This window comes from Neisseria sp. P0009.S008 (genome assembly GCF_051958615.1).
Taxonomy (GTDB): Bacteria; Pseudomonadota; Gammaproteobacteria; order Burkholderiales; family Neisseriaceae; genus Neisseria; species Neisseria subflava.
Map to the genome: position 1 here is coordinate 129,271 of NZ_JBQCVG010000006.1, position 14,836 is coordinate 144,106.

Below are 14,836 nucleotides of genomic sequence, written 5' to 3' on the forward strand. Positions count from 1 at the left end.
TTTAGGAACACCATGAAACTCATCATTCTCGACCGCGACGGCGTCATCAATCAAGACCGCGACGATTTCGTCAAATCCGTTGACGAATGGATTCCCATCGAAGGCAGCATGGATGCCATCGCCTTTTTAACGCAGGTAGGCTACACCATCGCCGTGGCCACCAACCAATCCGGTATCGGCCGCAAATACTTTACCGTGCAAGACCTGACCGAAATGCACGCGAAAATGCACCGCCTTGCCGTTCAAGCAGGCGGTACCATCGACGGCATTTGGTTTTGCCCGCACACCGCCGCCGACAACTGCGAATGCCGCAAACCCAAGCCTGGCATGATTATCGATATTATCGAACGCTTCAAGGCCAATGCCGCCGAAACCTGGCTGGTCGGCGACAGCCTGCGCGACCTGCAAGCCATTGATGCCGCAGGCGGCAAATCCGCACTCGTCCTGACCGGCAAAGGCAAAAAAACGCTGGCCAAACACGAGCAAGAACTGCCCGAACACACCCAAGTCTTCGACAACCTGCTCGCTTTCTCGCAATACATCATGCGTGAAAACACAAAAATCGAAGAAGCCGCGCAAGCCATCCTATAAACGACAAGGCCGTCTGAAAACTGCCGACAACGTTATTCAGACGGCCTTCAAACGACAGACTTTTCCCCGATATGCTGATTATCCGCAACCTAATTTACTGGTTCATCCTTTCCTCCAGCATTATTTTGCTGTTCCCCTTTATGCTGCTTGCCCTGCCCTTCCAAGGCGGTGCGCACAAAATGGCGCAAATTTGGGTGCGCATCCTCAACTGGTCGCTCAAGCACGTCATCGGTTTGAACTACACCTTAAGCGGCGCGGAAAACATTCCAAACCACCCCGCCATCATCTGCGCCAAACACCAAAGCGGCTGGGAAACCCTCGCCCTGCAAGAGATTTTTCCGCCGCAAGTGTATGTTGCCAAACGCGAACTGTTCAAAATCCCTTTCTTCGGCTGGGGCTTGAAGCTGGTCAAAACCATCGGCATCGACCGCAGCAACAGCCGCGAAGCCAACAAACAACTCTTAGAACAAGGCCTTGCGCGTAAAAACGAAGGCTATTGGATTACCATTTTCCCTGAAGGCACACGCCTGCCGCCCGGCGAAAAAGGCCGCTACAAGCTCGGCGGCGCGCGCATGGCAAAAATGTTCGAGATGGACATCGTCCCCGTCGCGCTCAACAGCGGCGAGTTTTGGCCGCGCAACTCCTTCCTCAAATACCCCGGCACGGTCAGCGTCATCATCGGCAAACCCATTGCCCACAACAACGGCGATGAAGCCGAACTCATGGCCCAATGTGAGCAATGGATTGAAAGCCAACAGCCCCTGATTACCGGACAAGGCCCGTTCGCGCCCCAAACCAAATAAATCATTCCATCGGGTGGGCCACTATACCCGCCCTTTTCACTCAAACACCATGCCCCGCCTCCATACCCACACCCTTTCAGACGGCCTCACCATTCATATCCAGCTCAAACGCAGCGCCAAGAAAAACCTCATCTTGCGCCCCGTTTCCGCCGATACCGTCAGCATCAATATCCCTCCGTTTGTTACCCAGCACACCTTTACCCAATGGCTGAACGACAACGAAGCCATCCTGCGCCGTACCCTAAACAAAACACCGGCCCGACAAACACCTACCGACTCGCTTCCCGAATGGATTTGGTATCAAGGCGTTCAGACGGCCTTGTCCGTCCACGCAGCAAACCACATCCAAATCAGGCCGTCTGAAATCCTGTTGCCCGAAAAAGAAAACGCCGCTCAACTCACCCATTTGCGCCGCTTCCTGCACGAGCGTGCGCACGAGTATCTGCTGCCGCGCCTCGAAGGCCATATCCGAACCACCCGCCTGACCCCGAGTGCCATTTCCCTTTCCAACGCCAAAACCTTCTGGGGCGTTTGCCGCCACACCACCGGCATCCGCCTCAACTGGCGGCTCATCGGCGCGCCCGAATATGTCGCCGACTACGTCTGCCTGCACGAACTCGCCCACCTGCGCCATCCCGACCACAGCCCTGCATTTTGGGCTCTGACACACTCGCTCACGCCGCATGTTGACCAAGCCGAACAATGGCTGAAGGCGCACGGCGGCGAATTGTTCCACCTCGGCTAAGTCTTATCCGGCAGCATTTTTTTGCAAGCAAACACCAGCCCAAAGCAAAGAACCAACGCCCTCCAAACAAATCATGTAGCCGCGCGTAAAATCAAGTTTATCCGCTTGCCGCCCCTCATACCTGCCGATAAGATGATGTCGTTCTCAAAACCCTTTTCAGAAAGGAAAACCGATGACCAAAGCAAAATCGTTACTGGCCACCGGCATTTTGGCTCTTTTCTCCGCCACGGCATTCGCCTCCCCACTGCCTTCCGAAATCTACCGTCCGGATGGCGCGCACACCATCAAAGCCGATCATCAAGGCAACGGCGAATTTGAATACGAAGCCGAACTTTCCGGCCAACGCAATTCCATTCCTTCCTTGGCCAAAAAAGTGATCGCCCACGCGCGCAGCAAAGGTTTCCATGTGGTTGAGTCTGAAATCAAACACGACGATGCCGATCTGAAATTCAAACGCGGCAAACAAGAGCTGGACGTTTCCATAGAAGACAAAGGCCAAGGCCGTATCGAATACAAAGCCGATTTGGACTTGGACCAAAACTAAATCCGACTCGCAAATAAAGGCCGTCTGAAATCCCATCGGGTTTCAGACGGCCTTTTGTCGTCTTTATCAGGTATAATGGCACTCGGTTTGTAAAATTTCCGACTCAAAACATTGTACAATCTGCCCACTTATACCGATAACATCCCAAACATTGCCATGAAAAAACGTCTGCTCCTCCTCGCCATCCTTCCCCTTTCCCTTCACGCCGCCGATTTGCCGCCTGATGTGAAACCCGAGCTTCAAGTCAACACAGCCGAACCCCAACAACCCGAAACGCACAACATCCCTGCAGAGCAGACAAACAGGCCGTCTGAAAAAATCATCAACGTCGATGCCGATACCCTGCTTGCCAACACCGAATTACTGGCACGCGCCATGTATTCCGCCGTCGTCGCCCACAACATCCCCGGCATCAAAGCCGTTTTGCCCATTTACGAACAATGGCCAGAACACGACCGCGCCATGGCACGCTATGCCAAAGGTTTGCTTGCCCAATCCGAAGGACGCGCCGCCGAAGCCGTCGGCCATTACCGCCGCTTTATCGCCGAGAAGCCCGATGCCTCCGCCGTCCGCTGGCAGCTTGCGACCGCCTTGTTTGAAGACAAACAAAACGAAGCCGCGGCCGACCAGTTCGACAAACTACAAACCGAATCCCTCCCGCCTGCCTTGCAAGAACGCATCGAAACCTACCGCAAAGCCCTGCGTGAACGCGACTCATGGCAATTCAACGCCGGCTTGAACATCACGCGCGAACAAAACATCAACCAAGCCCCCAGCCAACGCCGTCTGGGCAACCACCTGAGCGATGAACAATGCCGCGCCGTGCGCCTTGCCTATCCCGACGACGACTGCTTCCGAGGCTGGACATTCCCCGAACCCATCGATGCCACCGCGGTCCACTACCAAATCGGCGCAGAAAAAAAATGGTCGCTGCCACGCGGCTTCTATGCCACGGCAGGCGCAGACCATTACGGCAAAATCTACCCCAAACACACCAACTACAACGACCTTACCACACGCTTTTCGGCAGGCATCGGCTATGCCGACCAGCGCAACGATATCGGCATGACCCCGTTCCATGAACGCCGCTTCTACGGCAACGACCCCTACACCTACACCAACGGCGCACGTCTCCACTACAACCATTGGTGGCAACCCAAGCTACAAACCCTCAGCGCATTTGAAGCAGGCCGTCTGAAAAACGGCCGCCGCGAGCATTCCAACAACACCAGCCAACTGCTCAGCAACTCCATCGTGTACTACCGCAACGCGCGCCAATACTGGGTAGCCGGTATCGACCTCTACCGCGAACGCAACCGCGACGACAAAAGCGACAGCTTCAACCGCTACGCCCTGCGCACCACATGGGGACAAGAATGGCCCAAAGGCCTCTCCACCGTCCTACGCCTCAGCGCCGCCCAACGCCATTACCAAGCCCCCAGCTTCTTCAGCAACGAACAAAACCGCCGCGACAAAGAAGCCTCCGCCTCCCTGAGCGTATGGCACCGCGCCCTCCATTTCAAAAGCATTACCCCGCGCCTGACCATTGCCCACAACAAAACATGGAGCAACGACAAGTTCTACGAATACGGCAAAACCAAAATGTTTGTCGAATTGAGCAAAACGTTCTGACAAGTAGAACCAATCTGTGAATAAAGCAAAAATGTCTGTCCTGCATACTGATTTACAAGACAAATTCAAACTTTTACAGATACCGAATCAATAGATTTTTTAAGGCATAATGCCTTATTTAGATTCATATTTATCAAATAGATAAAATCCAAGCCAATATTACTTTACCAACATAACGTACAACACCGCATAACGTTACAAAAAATCAGGCCGTCTGAAACCCGACTTAGCGTTTCAGACGGCCTTAGTATTTGTTATCATATCCGTTCACACCTCTTCAAAAAGTATGATGATGAATGCCCTGAACAAAACCCTCTTATCCGTTTCTGTCGCACTGGGATTGAGCGCCTGCGCTTCCGTCAAAACCGCAGACACCTACGACCTAGACTTCTCCAAACAAAAATACACCGAACAAAGCATCGAAGTGAACGGTCAAGCCGTCAAATTCCGCGCTTACGAAGGCGTGGTGTACGTCCGCAATCCTGTCGATACCCGTTACGAAATCATCAATATTTACGTCCCCGAAGCCTATTACAACGGCGGCGAGATAGACGGTTTTACCGCCGAAACTGCACCGATTTTTCTGCCCAACCAAATCGGCGGTTATATGCCTGCCGAACCGGGCAAACCTGCTTTAGAAGGCAAACGCGGCGAACCTGAAGACGGTCAAAAATCGCCGAACGCCGCGCTGACCGCCCTTTCCAAAGGCTACGTCGTCGCCTCCCCGGGCGCGCGCGGCAGAACGGAATCCACCGGCAAAGCACCCGCCGCCATTGTCGATTTGAAAGCTGCCGTCCGTTACCTGAAAGCCAACGACAAAGCCATGCCCGGCGATGCCAAAAAAATCATTTCCAACGGCACAAGCGCAGGCGGCGCGATGTCTGCCCTCTTAGGCGCAACAGCCGACCAAAAAGATTACGAAAAATATCTGAAAGCCTTAGGCGCGGCAGACGGCAGCGACAAAGTTTTCGCCGTATCCGCCTACTGCCCAATTACCGACTTGGATCATGCCGACATGGCTTACGAATGGCAGTTCAACGGCGTTAACGACTACAAAAAAATGAACATTTCCATGCTCGACTACCGCGTCAAACGCGAGCTGGTCGCCGGCACGCTGACCGATGACGAGAAAAAACTGTCCGACCTCCTCAAACCCCTATACCCCGCATACCTCAACAGCCTGAACCTGAAATCTCCCGAAGGCAAACCCCTGACGTTGGACGCCCAAGGCAACGGCAGCTTTAAAAACCATATTGCCGGTTTACTTGCCCAATCCGCACAAGCCCAGCTTGATGCAGGCAAAGACCTGAGCGACCGCACTTGGCTGACCGTCCGCAAAGGCAAAGTCGTCTCCGTCGATTTCGATGCCTACGCCAAAGCCGCCGGCCGCCAAAAAACACCGCCGGCCTTTGACGGCGTAGATTTAAGCGCAGGCGAAAACCAACTCTTCGGTACCAATACCGTCGATAAACGCCACTTCACCGCGTTCTCCATGCAACACAATACCGCCGCCAACGCCGAAATCGCAGATGAAGAAACCATCAAAATCATGAACCCGCTCAACTACATCGGCAAACCGGGCATAAACCTGCCGCAAAACTGGCGCATCCGTGTCGGCACCAACGACCGCGACACCTCACTGGCAGTCTCCGCCGTCTTAGCCGCCAAACTGCAAAACAACGGCCAAACCGTCGACTACGCCCTGCCTTGGGATGTCGGCCACGGCGGCGATTATGACTTAGACGAACTGTTTGCCTGGATGAATCAGGTCAGCCGTTCTGCAAAATAAGCATTTGCAACATAGATTGAGATGAGATTTAGTATCCGTTTTAATTAAAGAAAGGCCGTTTGAATATTTCAGACGGCCTTTTTTATTTAAATTAAACAATCATTTTTATCATTAGTCGCAAGATACCATCTAATCGTTTCTAATGAAAAAAGTACAAATTTAATAGAAAATACATACCTTCAAACTTAATTGCCTTTAAAAAACGAATGCGCTCCTTTCTCCACATCCTCAAAAAAATCGGCAAAATAGCGCTGATTATCCCTATTTTTGCCCTATTGTATTTTTTATCTGCTTGGATGCTGGCTTCATTGCCGCTTAATGAAGAGCAGCCCAAAGGGGAATTTACTTTATTTTTAGTCAGTAATGGCGTGCATACTGATGTAGTCATGCCGCTGAAGAATGATATTTTTGATTGGTCGGATGTCGTCAATCCGAGAGACACGCTCACTGCTGATCCTCAAATAACGCATATCGGTTTAGGCTGGGGGGAACGCAATTTTTATTTATACACGCCTGAGTGGAAAGATTTGACGTTCTCCAATGCTTTAGGTGCATTAAGCGGGCTGAACCGTACGCTGATTCATGTTACTTATTATCCTTTTGAACCACAAGAAAATAGCCATGTCGTCAAATTTTTGGTCACGCCTGAGCAATACAGGAATTTAACCAAATCGCTCTTGGCCGGTTTTCAACAAGAAAATGGGCAAACTATCTTGCTAAAAGGAATCCATCATCAAGCTAACGATGCTTTTTACAAAGCCAAAGGGCGCTATCATTTATTCAATACTTGTAACACTTGGCTGAATGACAAATTGGTGGAAAGCGGCCTGAAAGGCGTGTATTGGACTCCTTTTTCTTCCCCCTTACTGGAACAATATCGATAGTCTCCACGCTTCTCAATTTTTGGGTCTATGTAAGACTTCAGGCCGTCTGAACATTTTCAGACGGCCTGTATTTTGATGAAAACTCAAAGCCCTTTATTATATAAATGAATTTTTTAATAGCATTAAATATTAATTTTTATAAATAAATTAATTTTAAATTCCATAAAATAATTAAAATAAAGAAATTTTAGAATAAAATTGCCAAAACAAAAAATCAAGCCTTGTTTAATTCCGCTAAAACCTGTAACCTGTATCAAAAATAAACAAGAGAGTCCATCATGTCCCAGCACCACCCTACCGATGATATTAAGATTAAAGAAGTCAAAGAGTTACTCCCTCCAATCGCCCATTTGTATGAGCTGCCTGTTACGCCTCAGGTTGCCAATTTGGTTTATAAAACACGTCATGAGATTTCGGATTTGGTTCACGGCCGCGACAACCGTTTGCTGGTCATCATCGGCCCATGTTCGATTCACGATACTAAGGCGGCGGTAGAATATGCACAAAAATTGCTGCCCTTACGCAAAAAATATGAGAAAGAGCTGCTGATTGTAATGCGCGTGTATTTTGAAAAACCGCGTACAACCGTTGGCTGGAAAGGCTTGATTAACGATCCGCACTTGGACGGTACGTTTGACATCAACTACGGCCTGCGCCAAGCGCGTCAGTTGTTGCTGACTTTGAACGAAATGGGCATGCCTGCTTCGACTGAATTCTTGGACATGATTACGCCGCAATACTACGCCGACCTGATTTCTTGGGGCGCAATTGGTGCGCGTACAACTGAAAGCCAGGTACACCGCGAATTGGCCAGCGGCCTCTCCTGCCCTGTCGGTTTTAAAAACGGTACGGACGGCAATCTGAAAATCGCCATCGACGCCATCGGTGCCGCCAATCATCCGCACCACTTCCTGTCTGTCACCAAAGCCGGTCATTCCGCGATTGTCCACACCAGCGGCAACCCTGACTGCCATGCAATTTTGCGTGGCGGAAAAGAGCCTAATTACAGCGCGGAACACGTTAAAGACGCGGTTGCGCAGCTTCAAAAAGCCGGTGTGAGCAGCAAACTGATGGTGGACTGCAGCCATGCCAACAGCCGTAAAGACTTCCGCAAACAAATGGATGTAGCACGCGATGTTGCGGCGCAACTGAAAGCCGGTGAAGAAAACATCATGGGCGTGATGGTCGAAAGCCACTTGGTTGAAGGCCGTCAAGACAAGCCAGAGGTTTACGGTCAAAGTATTACGGATGCCTGCATCGGTTGGGATACAACTGAAGAATTGCTGGCCCTGCTTGCCGAGGCGAAAGGTTACCAAGCGTAAGTGCGAAACCATTAAAAAGACCGGATATGTTCCGGTCTTTTTTGTGTCTGTCATTTTGATTTCTTTGCTTAAGATAACGCAAGTTTTAGTCATGTTTGACATCAAAACAATATGAGAAAAAATTCAGGCCGTCTGAAACCCCGATCACTCAGGTTTTCAGACGGCCTGTCCTACTTTTCTTTTCAATTAAAACGTGTGCTTAACCGTGGCAGTCACACTACGCGGCGTGCCGTAAACGTGAATATCCGGCATGGTGCGGTAGCGTTTGTTGAACACGTTTTCAAAGTCCAAACTGATGCGGGTGGATTTGCCGATTTTGTAATGACCGGTCAAATCCAGCGTTGCGTACGGACGTTGGGTCAACGCGGCGGCGGCGGCCGGGTTGATGTCTGCAGGGTATTCATCCAGCGTGTGGCTGCGGCTTTGCCAGTTGACGTTGGCACCCAGGTTCAAACGGTCGGTCACGTCATACGCGGTAAAGAGTTTGAACAAATGAACTGGGTAAGACGGATGCAGTTGAACACCTTCGCTGTCTTTAATTTTGGAACGTGCATAAGACGCATTTAACAGCCATTTGTCACTCAGGCGGCCGCCGACAGAGAGTTCCATGCCTTTTGTTGTGGTGTTGTCGGCTGCGCGGTAGTATTCCTCGCCATTTGCGAATTTGCCTGCAACCACGCCCAAATGGTCACGTTTGTTCATAAAGACGGAGGCGGAAGCATTCAGACGGCCTTCAAACCATGAGGCTTTCAAACCGGTCTCGTAGGTTTTGCCGCGCTGCGGTTTGAGCGCTGCGCCGTCTTTGGTCAGGTAACGCACTTGCGGACGGAAAATCGTGGTGTAAGACGCATAGGCAGTCAGATTGTCGCCGATGTCGTAGGTTACGCCCAAATAAGGAATGAAAACGTTTTGTTTATGGCTGCTGTGTGCGAATTTGTTACGGCTGGTGCTGTAACGGTAACGCCAATCCACAAAACGGCTGCCACCGATAAAGGCGAGCTTGTCGGTCAGTTTGAAACGGGTCGATCCGTAAACCGACAGGTTTTTCATGCGTGAAAAACCATCGCGCAGATACGGCATATCGGGTTTGGCGATGTTGCCGTCAAATTTACGCAAATCAGGAATCGTCGATTCGCCTTCTTCATAGAAAGACAGGTTTTCTTTGTTGTCCTGATAGCTGATGCCCGCATTGAACTCATGCGAACGGCCCAATGCAGGATAGTGACCATCCAAAGTCAGGGAGAAATCTTGGTCGCGATATTTGCTGCGATCGCGGTCGGATGTAAAGAGCGCGGAATAGTCGGGATTGATTTCGTATGTACCGGCAATGCCTGAAACGATGTCGTTTTTGCCCGAAACATGGCTGTAATTGCCTGTCAGTTTCCAGCCGTTGTCAAACTCATGGCTGAGGGAAGTGAATACTTCGGCACTGGTGTCCTTGCCGTATGCCCAACGTGCGGAAGAATTGCTGCGCGGCGAAGATTCAAACGGCTTGAATCCGTCGTTGCGGTTTCCTGCCACAGTCAGATAGCTGAAACGCGAGCTGCCATTATTGCGGAAACGATGCAGCTCTGTACCGACGCGCCATTGGGTTTGCGGCGTGATATCGTAAGACAAAGTACCGTAGAAAGTGTGATTATGGCGCGAAGTGTTCGGCAGGTAATCGCCGCCGTGGTCGCTGACCAAAATAGCGCGGCCGCGCAAGGTATTGTCTGCATTCAAAGGCTGATTGGCATCAAGGACGAAGCGGTAGTGGTTCCACGAACCGACACCGGCTTCTATGCTGACGGCAGGTTTGGCAGTCGGTTTTTTGCGTTCCAAAGCAACCGTACCGCCCGGCTCGCCCATACCGCCGTTGGACAAACCGCTTGCGCCTCGTACGACGACGACTTGTTCGTACAATGTGCTGTCCAGATTGTTGGTACCGCGGCGGATGGCTTTACCGTCGTAAAGGAATTTAGGCGCGCCATCCACGGAAATGCTGTCAATCGCCTGACTGCGCGAAATAAATTGGCTGTGGCCGGATACGTTGTTGCCCATTTTGCTGTGGAACACGCCCGGTGTTTGTTTCAACACGTCCTGCAGGCTGTCCAAGCCTTGGTCTTCGATTTGTTTTGCCGTTACGACAGACAGGGACTGCGGCGTTTCGCGCTGGGTCAGGCGGATACCTGTCGCGGCGGAGGAAGCGGGAATGGTGTAGTTGGAAGTAGTCTGTTTACCGACACCTTGGACGGTAACTGTCGGTAAATCGACACGCTCTTGCGGCTGGGTATTTTCTACTTCGGTTGCGAAAGAATACGCCGAACACAGCGCCAGACTGACGGCAAAGCTTAATTTGCCATAGGGAAATACAGGTAGTGACATAGCCTCTCCAATTAGCTTATCTTTACAATTTGGTCGCAGATTCTATCAAAAAGATGTAGTCCGATGAAACTATGTTCTAATCACTATTTCCTAAGTAGTTCGTTTGATTCAAAATATTTATTTTCAATCTAGTACCAATTAACTAAAAAGGCCGTCTGAAACCCATATCATCAGGTTTTCAGACGGCCTTAATCTTTTTATTACAAGGTAATCAGTCTGCCAATTTTCTTGTCAATTCTGCCAAACGTTTACCTTGCGCAAAGGCAATATCGTTTTCTTCGGCAGTCAATGCCGGCTTGCTGTCGTGGCCGGAAACATGGCTTGCGCCGTAAGGCGTGCCGCCGCTTTGGGTATTGCTGAGCGCAGACTCGGTATAGGGAATGCCGCTGATGACCATGCCGTGGTGCAGCAGGGGCAGCATCATGGTCAGCAGGGTGCTTTCTTGGCCGCCGTGCAACGAAGATGTGCTGGTGAATACGGTGGCAGGTTTGCCGACGAGTTCTGCGCCGAGCCAAAGGGGAATGGTGCCGTCGATAAAGTATTTCATCGCGGCGGCCATATTGCCGAAACGTGTCGGGCTGCCGAGCGCGAGGCCGGCGCAGTTTTTGAGGTCGTCGGCAGTCGCGTATGGTGCGCCTTCGTCGGGAATGTCTTTTTCAACGGCTTCGCAAACGGTGGAAACTTTGGGAACGGTACGCAATACGGCTTCGCAACCGTCCACGCTTTCGATACCGCGTGCGATTTGGCGGGCAAGGTTGCGCGTGCTGCCATTTTGGGAATAAAAGAGGACGAGGATTTTCAGAGGATTTGGGTTCATTTGGGGTTTCCGTTACAATGCTGTCAGGTTTCAGACGGCCTTTTAAATACTCGGGCCGTCTGAAAAGAAAAAATTTCAATTTAGAAGTGGGAAAAGGTTATGCCGTTTTCGCAATGGTGGCAAGGTTTTTTAAAGAGTAAAGGCGTGGCGTTCGCTTGGTTTGTCATGCGCCGTTTTGATGAGGAGCGCGTGCCGCAGGTGGCGGCAAGCATGACGTTTACGACGCTTTTGGCTTTGGTGCCCGTGTTGACGGTGATGGTCGTCATCGCTTCTGCCTTCCCCGTTTTCGACCAATGGTCGGGGGAATTTATCTCTTTTATCAACCGCACCATTGTGCCGCAGGGCGCGGAAATGGTGTTTGACTACATCAATGCGTTCCGCGATAAGGCCACCAATCTGACGGCGATCGGCAGTGTGATGTTGGTCGTCACCTCGCTGATGCTGATTCGGACAATAGACAATGCGTTCAACCGGATTTGGCGCGTCAATTCGCAACGGCCTTGGATGATGCAGTTTTTGGTGTATTGGGCGTTGCTGACGTTTGGGCCTTTGTCTTTGGGCGTTGGCTTGTCGGTCGTAATCGGCCAGGTGCAAGTGGTGAGCGGCTCGGAATGGTTGAGGGGCATAACCACGGTTTCATTTATTACGCTGCTGCTGTGGGGCTTATACCGCTTTGTGCCCAACCGTTTCGTGCCTGCCAGCCATGCTTTGGTCGGCGCGGCCGTAACGGCGTTTTGTTTGGAAACGGCACGCTTTTTGTTCGCTTGGTACATGGGCAACTTTGACGGCTACAAATCAATTTACGGCGCATTTGCCGCGGTACCGTTTTTCCTGTTGTGGCTCAACCTGTTGTGGACGCTGGTATTGGGCGGCGCGGTTTTGACCTCGTCCCTGTCCTACTGGTGCGGCGAAGCGTTCCGGCGCAGTCTGGATGCGCGCGGCCGCTTTGACGATGTATTGAAAATCCTGCTGCTGCTCGATTCTGCCCAACAAAGCGGCAAGGCATTGCCGGTGCAGGAGTTCAGACGGCATATCAATATGGGCTTTGACGAATTGGGCGAGCTTTTAGAAAAACTGGCGCAACACGGCTATGTCTATTCCGGCCGTCAGGGCTGGGTCTTGAAAATGGGAGCGGAGTCCATCGACTTGGCGGAGCTGTTCAAACTCTTCGTCTACCGTCCGCAAACGCTTAATAAAGACAAGGTCAATCAAACGGTTGACCACATCATGCAGCCCTGCTTGGAAACCTTAAACATGACGCTTGCCGAGTTCAGCGCCCATACGAAAAAACAATCCTCTTAAACCTGACGCCGTCTGAAACCAAAAATATCAAGTTTCAGACGGCCTTATATATTGCCCTTTGTAAATATTACCTTTACAAACGTAAAAGTATTATTTGCAAAGGGTTTTTATTTAAGGAATACGTCATGAAGAAAGAGATTTTAGAGAGAGAAGCGGCAACGGACGGTTTGGCGGCCGCGCCAGCGGACGGCGAAACGGACGGTGTCGCTTCTTATTCTCCCCCCTCATCTAACAGGGGGGGTACAGAATCCGAAGACGTCGGCGCATTCCAAGAAGCCTTTGAATGTTACGAAACATACATTTTGGACGGCAAAGGCAACCTGTTAGGCGTTCCGCTCCGTCGAGGTGTATCCGATTCAGCCTTTATCGACCAAATTAGTTTTTCATTCCACGAAAAAACTTTTTTTGATAAATATGGTGTACGTGTAAGCCTGTTGGAAGATGAAGATTTCATACGTGCCGCATCCATGCTTGCTGAAGAAGTTTTTGGTTTCGGTATCTACAAAGAGTCCAAAGGATCGGGCGGTCGTTTTTATGAGCGTTGTTGGTTGATGGGTTCAGAAGACGCCCTATACGGTCGCGTCCATTTTGGTGGCCAGCAAAATACCATCCTTTTCGAACTGACCGGCACCGGTTGCGGCGTATCAAAAGAAGGCTGGGAATCCCGACTTTTTGCATTCCTGACCAATGCAATCCGCCCAAAAATTACCCGCGTTGACGTAGCCAAAGACTTTTTCAACGGCGAATACAGCCCGAATCAAGCCCGTGAAGACCGCAATAAAGGTCTGTTTACCTGCCACCACGTCAAACCCAAAGGCGAATGTTTAGGCTCCGACTGGGAAGAAGACGACGAAGCCAAAATGATAAAAGGCAAGACCTACGGTATCGGCTCCCGTGAATCGTCAAAATACGTCCGCGTCTATGAAAAAGGCAAGCAGTTGGGCGATAAAACAAGTACATGGACACGCTTTGAAATTGAATTTAAAGCAAAAGACATCGTTATCCCTTTCGAAGTTTTGCAGAATCCGGGCGAATATTTCGGTGGCGCATATCCGATTTGTGAACGCTTCGCTCAAAAGGCAACGCGCATACATGCGGTTAAAGAAGACAAAGTCATTTCGGCCGATCGTTATCTTGAATGGGTTAAGAAACAATTCGGACGCGCGGCCAATGGTCTGAAATTCATTTTTCCTGAACTGGACAAAGCCAAACTGTTTGAACTGATTGAGCCTGATCATCATAAATTGCCCAAGTCTTTGGCTCCAGAAGCCTACGACTGCGCCTTTTTGAAAGCCAAAGCCATTCATGAGCAAGCCGCTTTCAAACCATACAAAGACCCTTACGACATGTATGAATATTACGCGCGTTTGGAAAAACAGCTTGAACAGCAAAAACACGTCATCAATGAAGAAAGCTACAACAACTTCATTTACGACAAATTCGCAAGACTACCGATTTCATGGGCTTAAAGCGTCTGCCTGCAAAGACGTTTAATTACAAAAGGAAACCAAAAATGAACATCCAACTTCAAGGCCACATCGTAGGCGTTAAAAAATTCAACGGACAAATCGAAGGCAAGAACTTCGACTATTGCCGACTGATTGTCGCCACGCCCTTAGACAGCTCTCAAGGCAACGCATTGGGCAGCTCTACCACTGAATACGATTTCGGCGGTTCTGCCAATTTCGATCAGTTCCGAAACGCCCAATTCCCGATCGAAGCAAACCTGAACGTAGAAATCGTCACTACAGGTAAAACGCAAAAACTGAAAGTCATCGGTTTTCAACCTGTTAAGAAAGGCTGATTGAATGCAGAAAGTCTATGTTGTCCAGTCCGTATCAACAGGGGACTTTCTGTATCTATCCCCTGAAACGGGTGACATCGGACATACAAAATTAATCACCAATGCCGATTATTTCTATGACTTCGAAGAAGCGATTAATGCAGGCTTGGAAGAAATCGGTAATCAATATGAATTTGTCGTATTCGGATTTTTGAAAGACTGAAAAATGAAACAGAAATTACCCCTCTCGTTTAAATTAA

The 14,836-nt window shown here is 50.3% G+C and carries 14 protein-coding genes; 12 read left to right on the plus strand and 2 right to left on the minus strand.

Features of this window, described 5'->3' with window-relative positions:
- Positions 1–12 precede the first annotated feature (12 nt).
- From gmhB to aroG, 8 genes are all read left to right on the plus strand, one after another.
- Positions 13–591 carry a D-glycero-beta-D-manno-heptose 1,7-bisphosphate 7-phosphatase gene (gene gmhB, locus ACTHSQ_RS06600; protein ID WP_440371101.1) on the plus strand — a complete coding sequence of 193 codons (579 nt, stop codon included), beginning with the start codon at positions 13–15 and terminating at the stop codon, positions 589–591.
- Positions 592–662: 71 nt separating this feature from the next.
- Positions 663–1,394, plus strand: a complete 732-nt coding sequence (locus tag ACTHSQ_RS06605) for a lysophospholipid acyltransferase family protein (protein ID WP_440371100.1) — start codon at positions 663–665, stop codon at positions 1,392–1,394.
- 49 nt (positions 1,395–1,443) lie between these two features.
- The gene (locus tag ACTHSQ_RS06610; protein WP_440371099.1) at positions 1,444–2,139 is read left to right on the plus strand and encodes a M48 family metallopeptidase; all 696 of its coding nucleotides are present in this window, start codon (positions 1,444–1,446) and stop codon (positions 2,137–2,139) included.
- 172 nt (positions 2,140–2,311) lie between these two features.
- Positions 2,312–2,683, plus strand: coding sequence for a hypothetical protein (locus tag ACTHSQ_RS06615; RefSeq protein WP_003683787.1), 372 nt, complete (start codon positions 2,312–2,314; stop codon positions 2,681–2,683).
- Positions 2,684–2,839: 156 nt separating this feature from the next.
- The gene (locus tag ACTHSQ_RS06620) at positions 2,840–4,315 is read left to right on the plus strand and encodes a surface lipoprotein assembly modifier (protein WP_440371098.1); all 1,476 of its coding nucleotides are present in this window, start codon (positions 2,840–2,842) and stop codon (positions 4,313–4,315) included.
- A 292-nt stretch (positions 4,316–4,607) separates the two neighbouring features.
- The gene (locus tag ACTHSQ_RS06625; RefSeq protein WP_440371097.1) at positions 4,608–6,104 is read left to right on the plus strand and encodes a subtype B tannase; all 1,497 of its coding nucleotides are present in this window, start codon (positions 4,608–4,610) and stop codon (positions 6,102–6,104) included.
- Positions 6,105–6,310: 206 nt separating this feature from the next.
- Positions 6,311–6,988, plus strand: coding sequence for a TIGR02117 family protein (locus tag ACTHSQ_RS06630; protein WP_003683940.1), 678 nt, complete (start codon positions 6,311–6,313; stop codon positions 6,986–6,988).
- A 278-nt stretch (positions 6,989–7,266) separates the two neighbouring features.
- Positions 7,267–8,310 carry a 3-deoxy-7-phosphoheptulonate synthase AroG gene (aroG, locus tag ACTHSQ_RS06635; protein ID WP_003683923.1) on the plus strand — a complete coding sequence of 348 codons (1,044 nt, stop codon included), beginning with the start codon at positions 7,267–7,269 and terminating at the stop codon, positions 8,308–8,310.
- Positions 8,311–8,496: 186 nt separating this feature from the next.
- Here the strand turns inward: aroG and ACTHSQ_RS06640 are convergent, their stop codons facing one another.
- Both ACTHSQ_RS06640 and wrbA read right to left on the minus strand, forming a co-directional pair.
- Positions 8,497–10,674: a TonB-dependent siderophore receptor gene (locus ACTHSQ_RS06640; protein ID WP_440371096.1), complete on the minus strand. Its 2,178-nt coding sequence runs from the start codon at positions 10,672–10,674 to the stop codon at positions 8,497–8,499.
- A gap of 211 nt (positions 10,675–10,885) precedes the next feature.
- Entirely contained in the window at positions 10,886–11,491 is a 606-nt protein-coding gene (wrbA, locus tag ACTHSQ_RS06645) for an NAD(P)H:quinone oxidoreductase (protein ID WP_250590916.1), read from the minus strand.
- Positions 11,492–11,590: 99 nt separating this feature from the next.
- Between wrbA and ACTHSQ_RS06650 the strand changes: the two genes are divergently transcribed.
- The 4 genes from ACTHSQ_RS06650 to ACTHSQ_RS06665 all read left to right on the plus strand — a co-directional run bounded on the left by ACTHSQ_RS06650 (position 11,591) and on the right by ACTHSQ_RS06665 (position 14,799).
- Positions 11,591–12,793 carry a YihY family inner membrane protein gene (locus tag ACTHSQ_RS06650; protein ID WP_440371095.1) on the plus strand — a complete coding sequence of 401 codons (1,203 nt, stop codon included), beginning with the start codon at positions 11,591–11,593 and terminating at the stop codon, positions 12,791–12,793.
- 125 nt (positions 12,794–12,918) lie between these two features.
- Positions 12,919–14,262, plus strand: a complete 1,344-nt coding sequence (locus ACTHSQ_RS06655; RefSeq protein WP_440371094.1) for a replication initiation factor domain-containing protein — start codon at positions 12,919–12,921, stop codon at positions 14,260–14,262.
- A 44-nt stretch (positions 14,263–14,306) separates the two neighbouring features.
- A complete protein-coding gene (locus tag ACTHSQ_RS06660; RefSeq protein WP_440371093.1) occupies positions 14,307–14,597 on the plus strand; it encodes a hypothetical protein in 291 nt (96 codons plus the stop codon).
- 4 nt (positions 14,598–14,601) lie between these two features.
- Positions 14,602–14,799, plus strand: coding sequence for a hypothetical protein (locus tag ACTHSQ_RS06665; protein ID WP_002215770.1), 198 nt, complete (start codon positions 14,602–14,604; stop codon positions 14,797–14,799).
- The last annotated feature ends 37 nt before the right edge of the window (positions 14,800–14,836 follow it).

Coding starts and splice junctions, on each gene's coding strand:
- ACTHSQ_RS06610 (WP_440371099.1), top strand. CDS start 1,444: ATGCCCCGCCTCCATACCCACACCCTTTCAGACGGCCTCACCATTCAT.
- ACTHSQ_RS06650 (WP_440371095.1), top strand. CDS start 11,591: ATGCCGTTTTCGCAATGGTGGCAAGGTTTTTTAAAGAGTAAAGGCGTG.
- ACTHSQ_RS06630 (WP_003683940.1), top strand. CDS start 6,311: ATGCGCTCCTTTCTCCACATCCTCAAAAAAATCGGCAAAATAGCGCTG.
- gmhB (WP_440371101.1), top strand. CDS start 13: ATGAAACTCATCATTCTCGACCGCGACGGCGTCATCAATCAAGACCGC.
- ACTHSQ_RS06620 (WP_440371098.1), top strand. CDS start 2,840: ATGAAAAAACGTCTGCTCCTCCTCGCCATCCTTCCCCTTTCCCTTCAC.
- ACTHSQ_RS06655 (WP_440371094.1), top strand. CDS start 12,919: ATGAAGAAAGAGATTTTAGAGAGAGAAGCGGCAACGGACGGTTTGGCG.
- ACTHSQ_RS06605 (WP_440371100.1), top strand. CDS start 663: ATGCTGATTATCCGCAACCTAATTTACTGGTTCATCCTTTCCTCCAGC.
- ACTHSQ_RS06660 (WP_440371093.1), top strand. CDS start 14,307: ATGAACATCCAACTTCAAGGCCACATCGTAGGCGTTAAAAAATTCAAC.
- ACTHSQ_RS06625 (WP_440371097.1), top strand. CDS start 4,608: ATGAATGCCCTGAACAAAACCCTCTTATCCGTTTCTGTCGCACTGGGA.
- ACTHSQ_RS06615 (WP_003683787.1), top strand. CDS start 2,312: ATGACCAAAGCAAAATCGTTACTGGCCACCGGCATTTTGGCTCTTTTC.
- wrbA (WP_250590916.1), bottom strand. CDS start 11,491: ATGAACCCAAATCCTCTGAAAATCCTCGTCCTCTTTTATTCCCAAAAT.
- aroG (WP_003683923.1), top strand. CDS start 7,267: ATGTCCCAGCACCACCCTACCGATGATATTAAGATTAAAGAAGTCAAA.
- ACTHSQ_RS06665 (WP_002215770.1), top strand. CDS start 14,602: ATGCAGAAAGTCTATGTTGTCCAGTCCGTATCAACAGGGGACTTTCTG.
- ACTHSQ_RS06640 (WP_440371096.1), bottom strand. CDS start 10,674: ATGTCACTACCTGTATTTCCCTATGGCAAATTAAGCTTTGCCGTCAGT.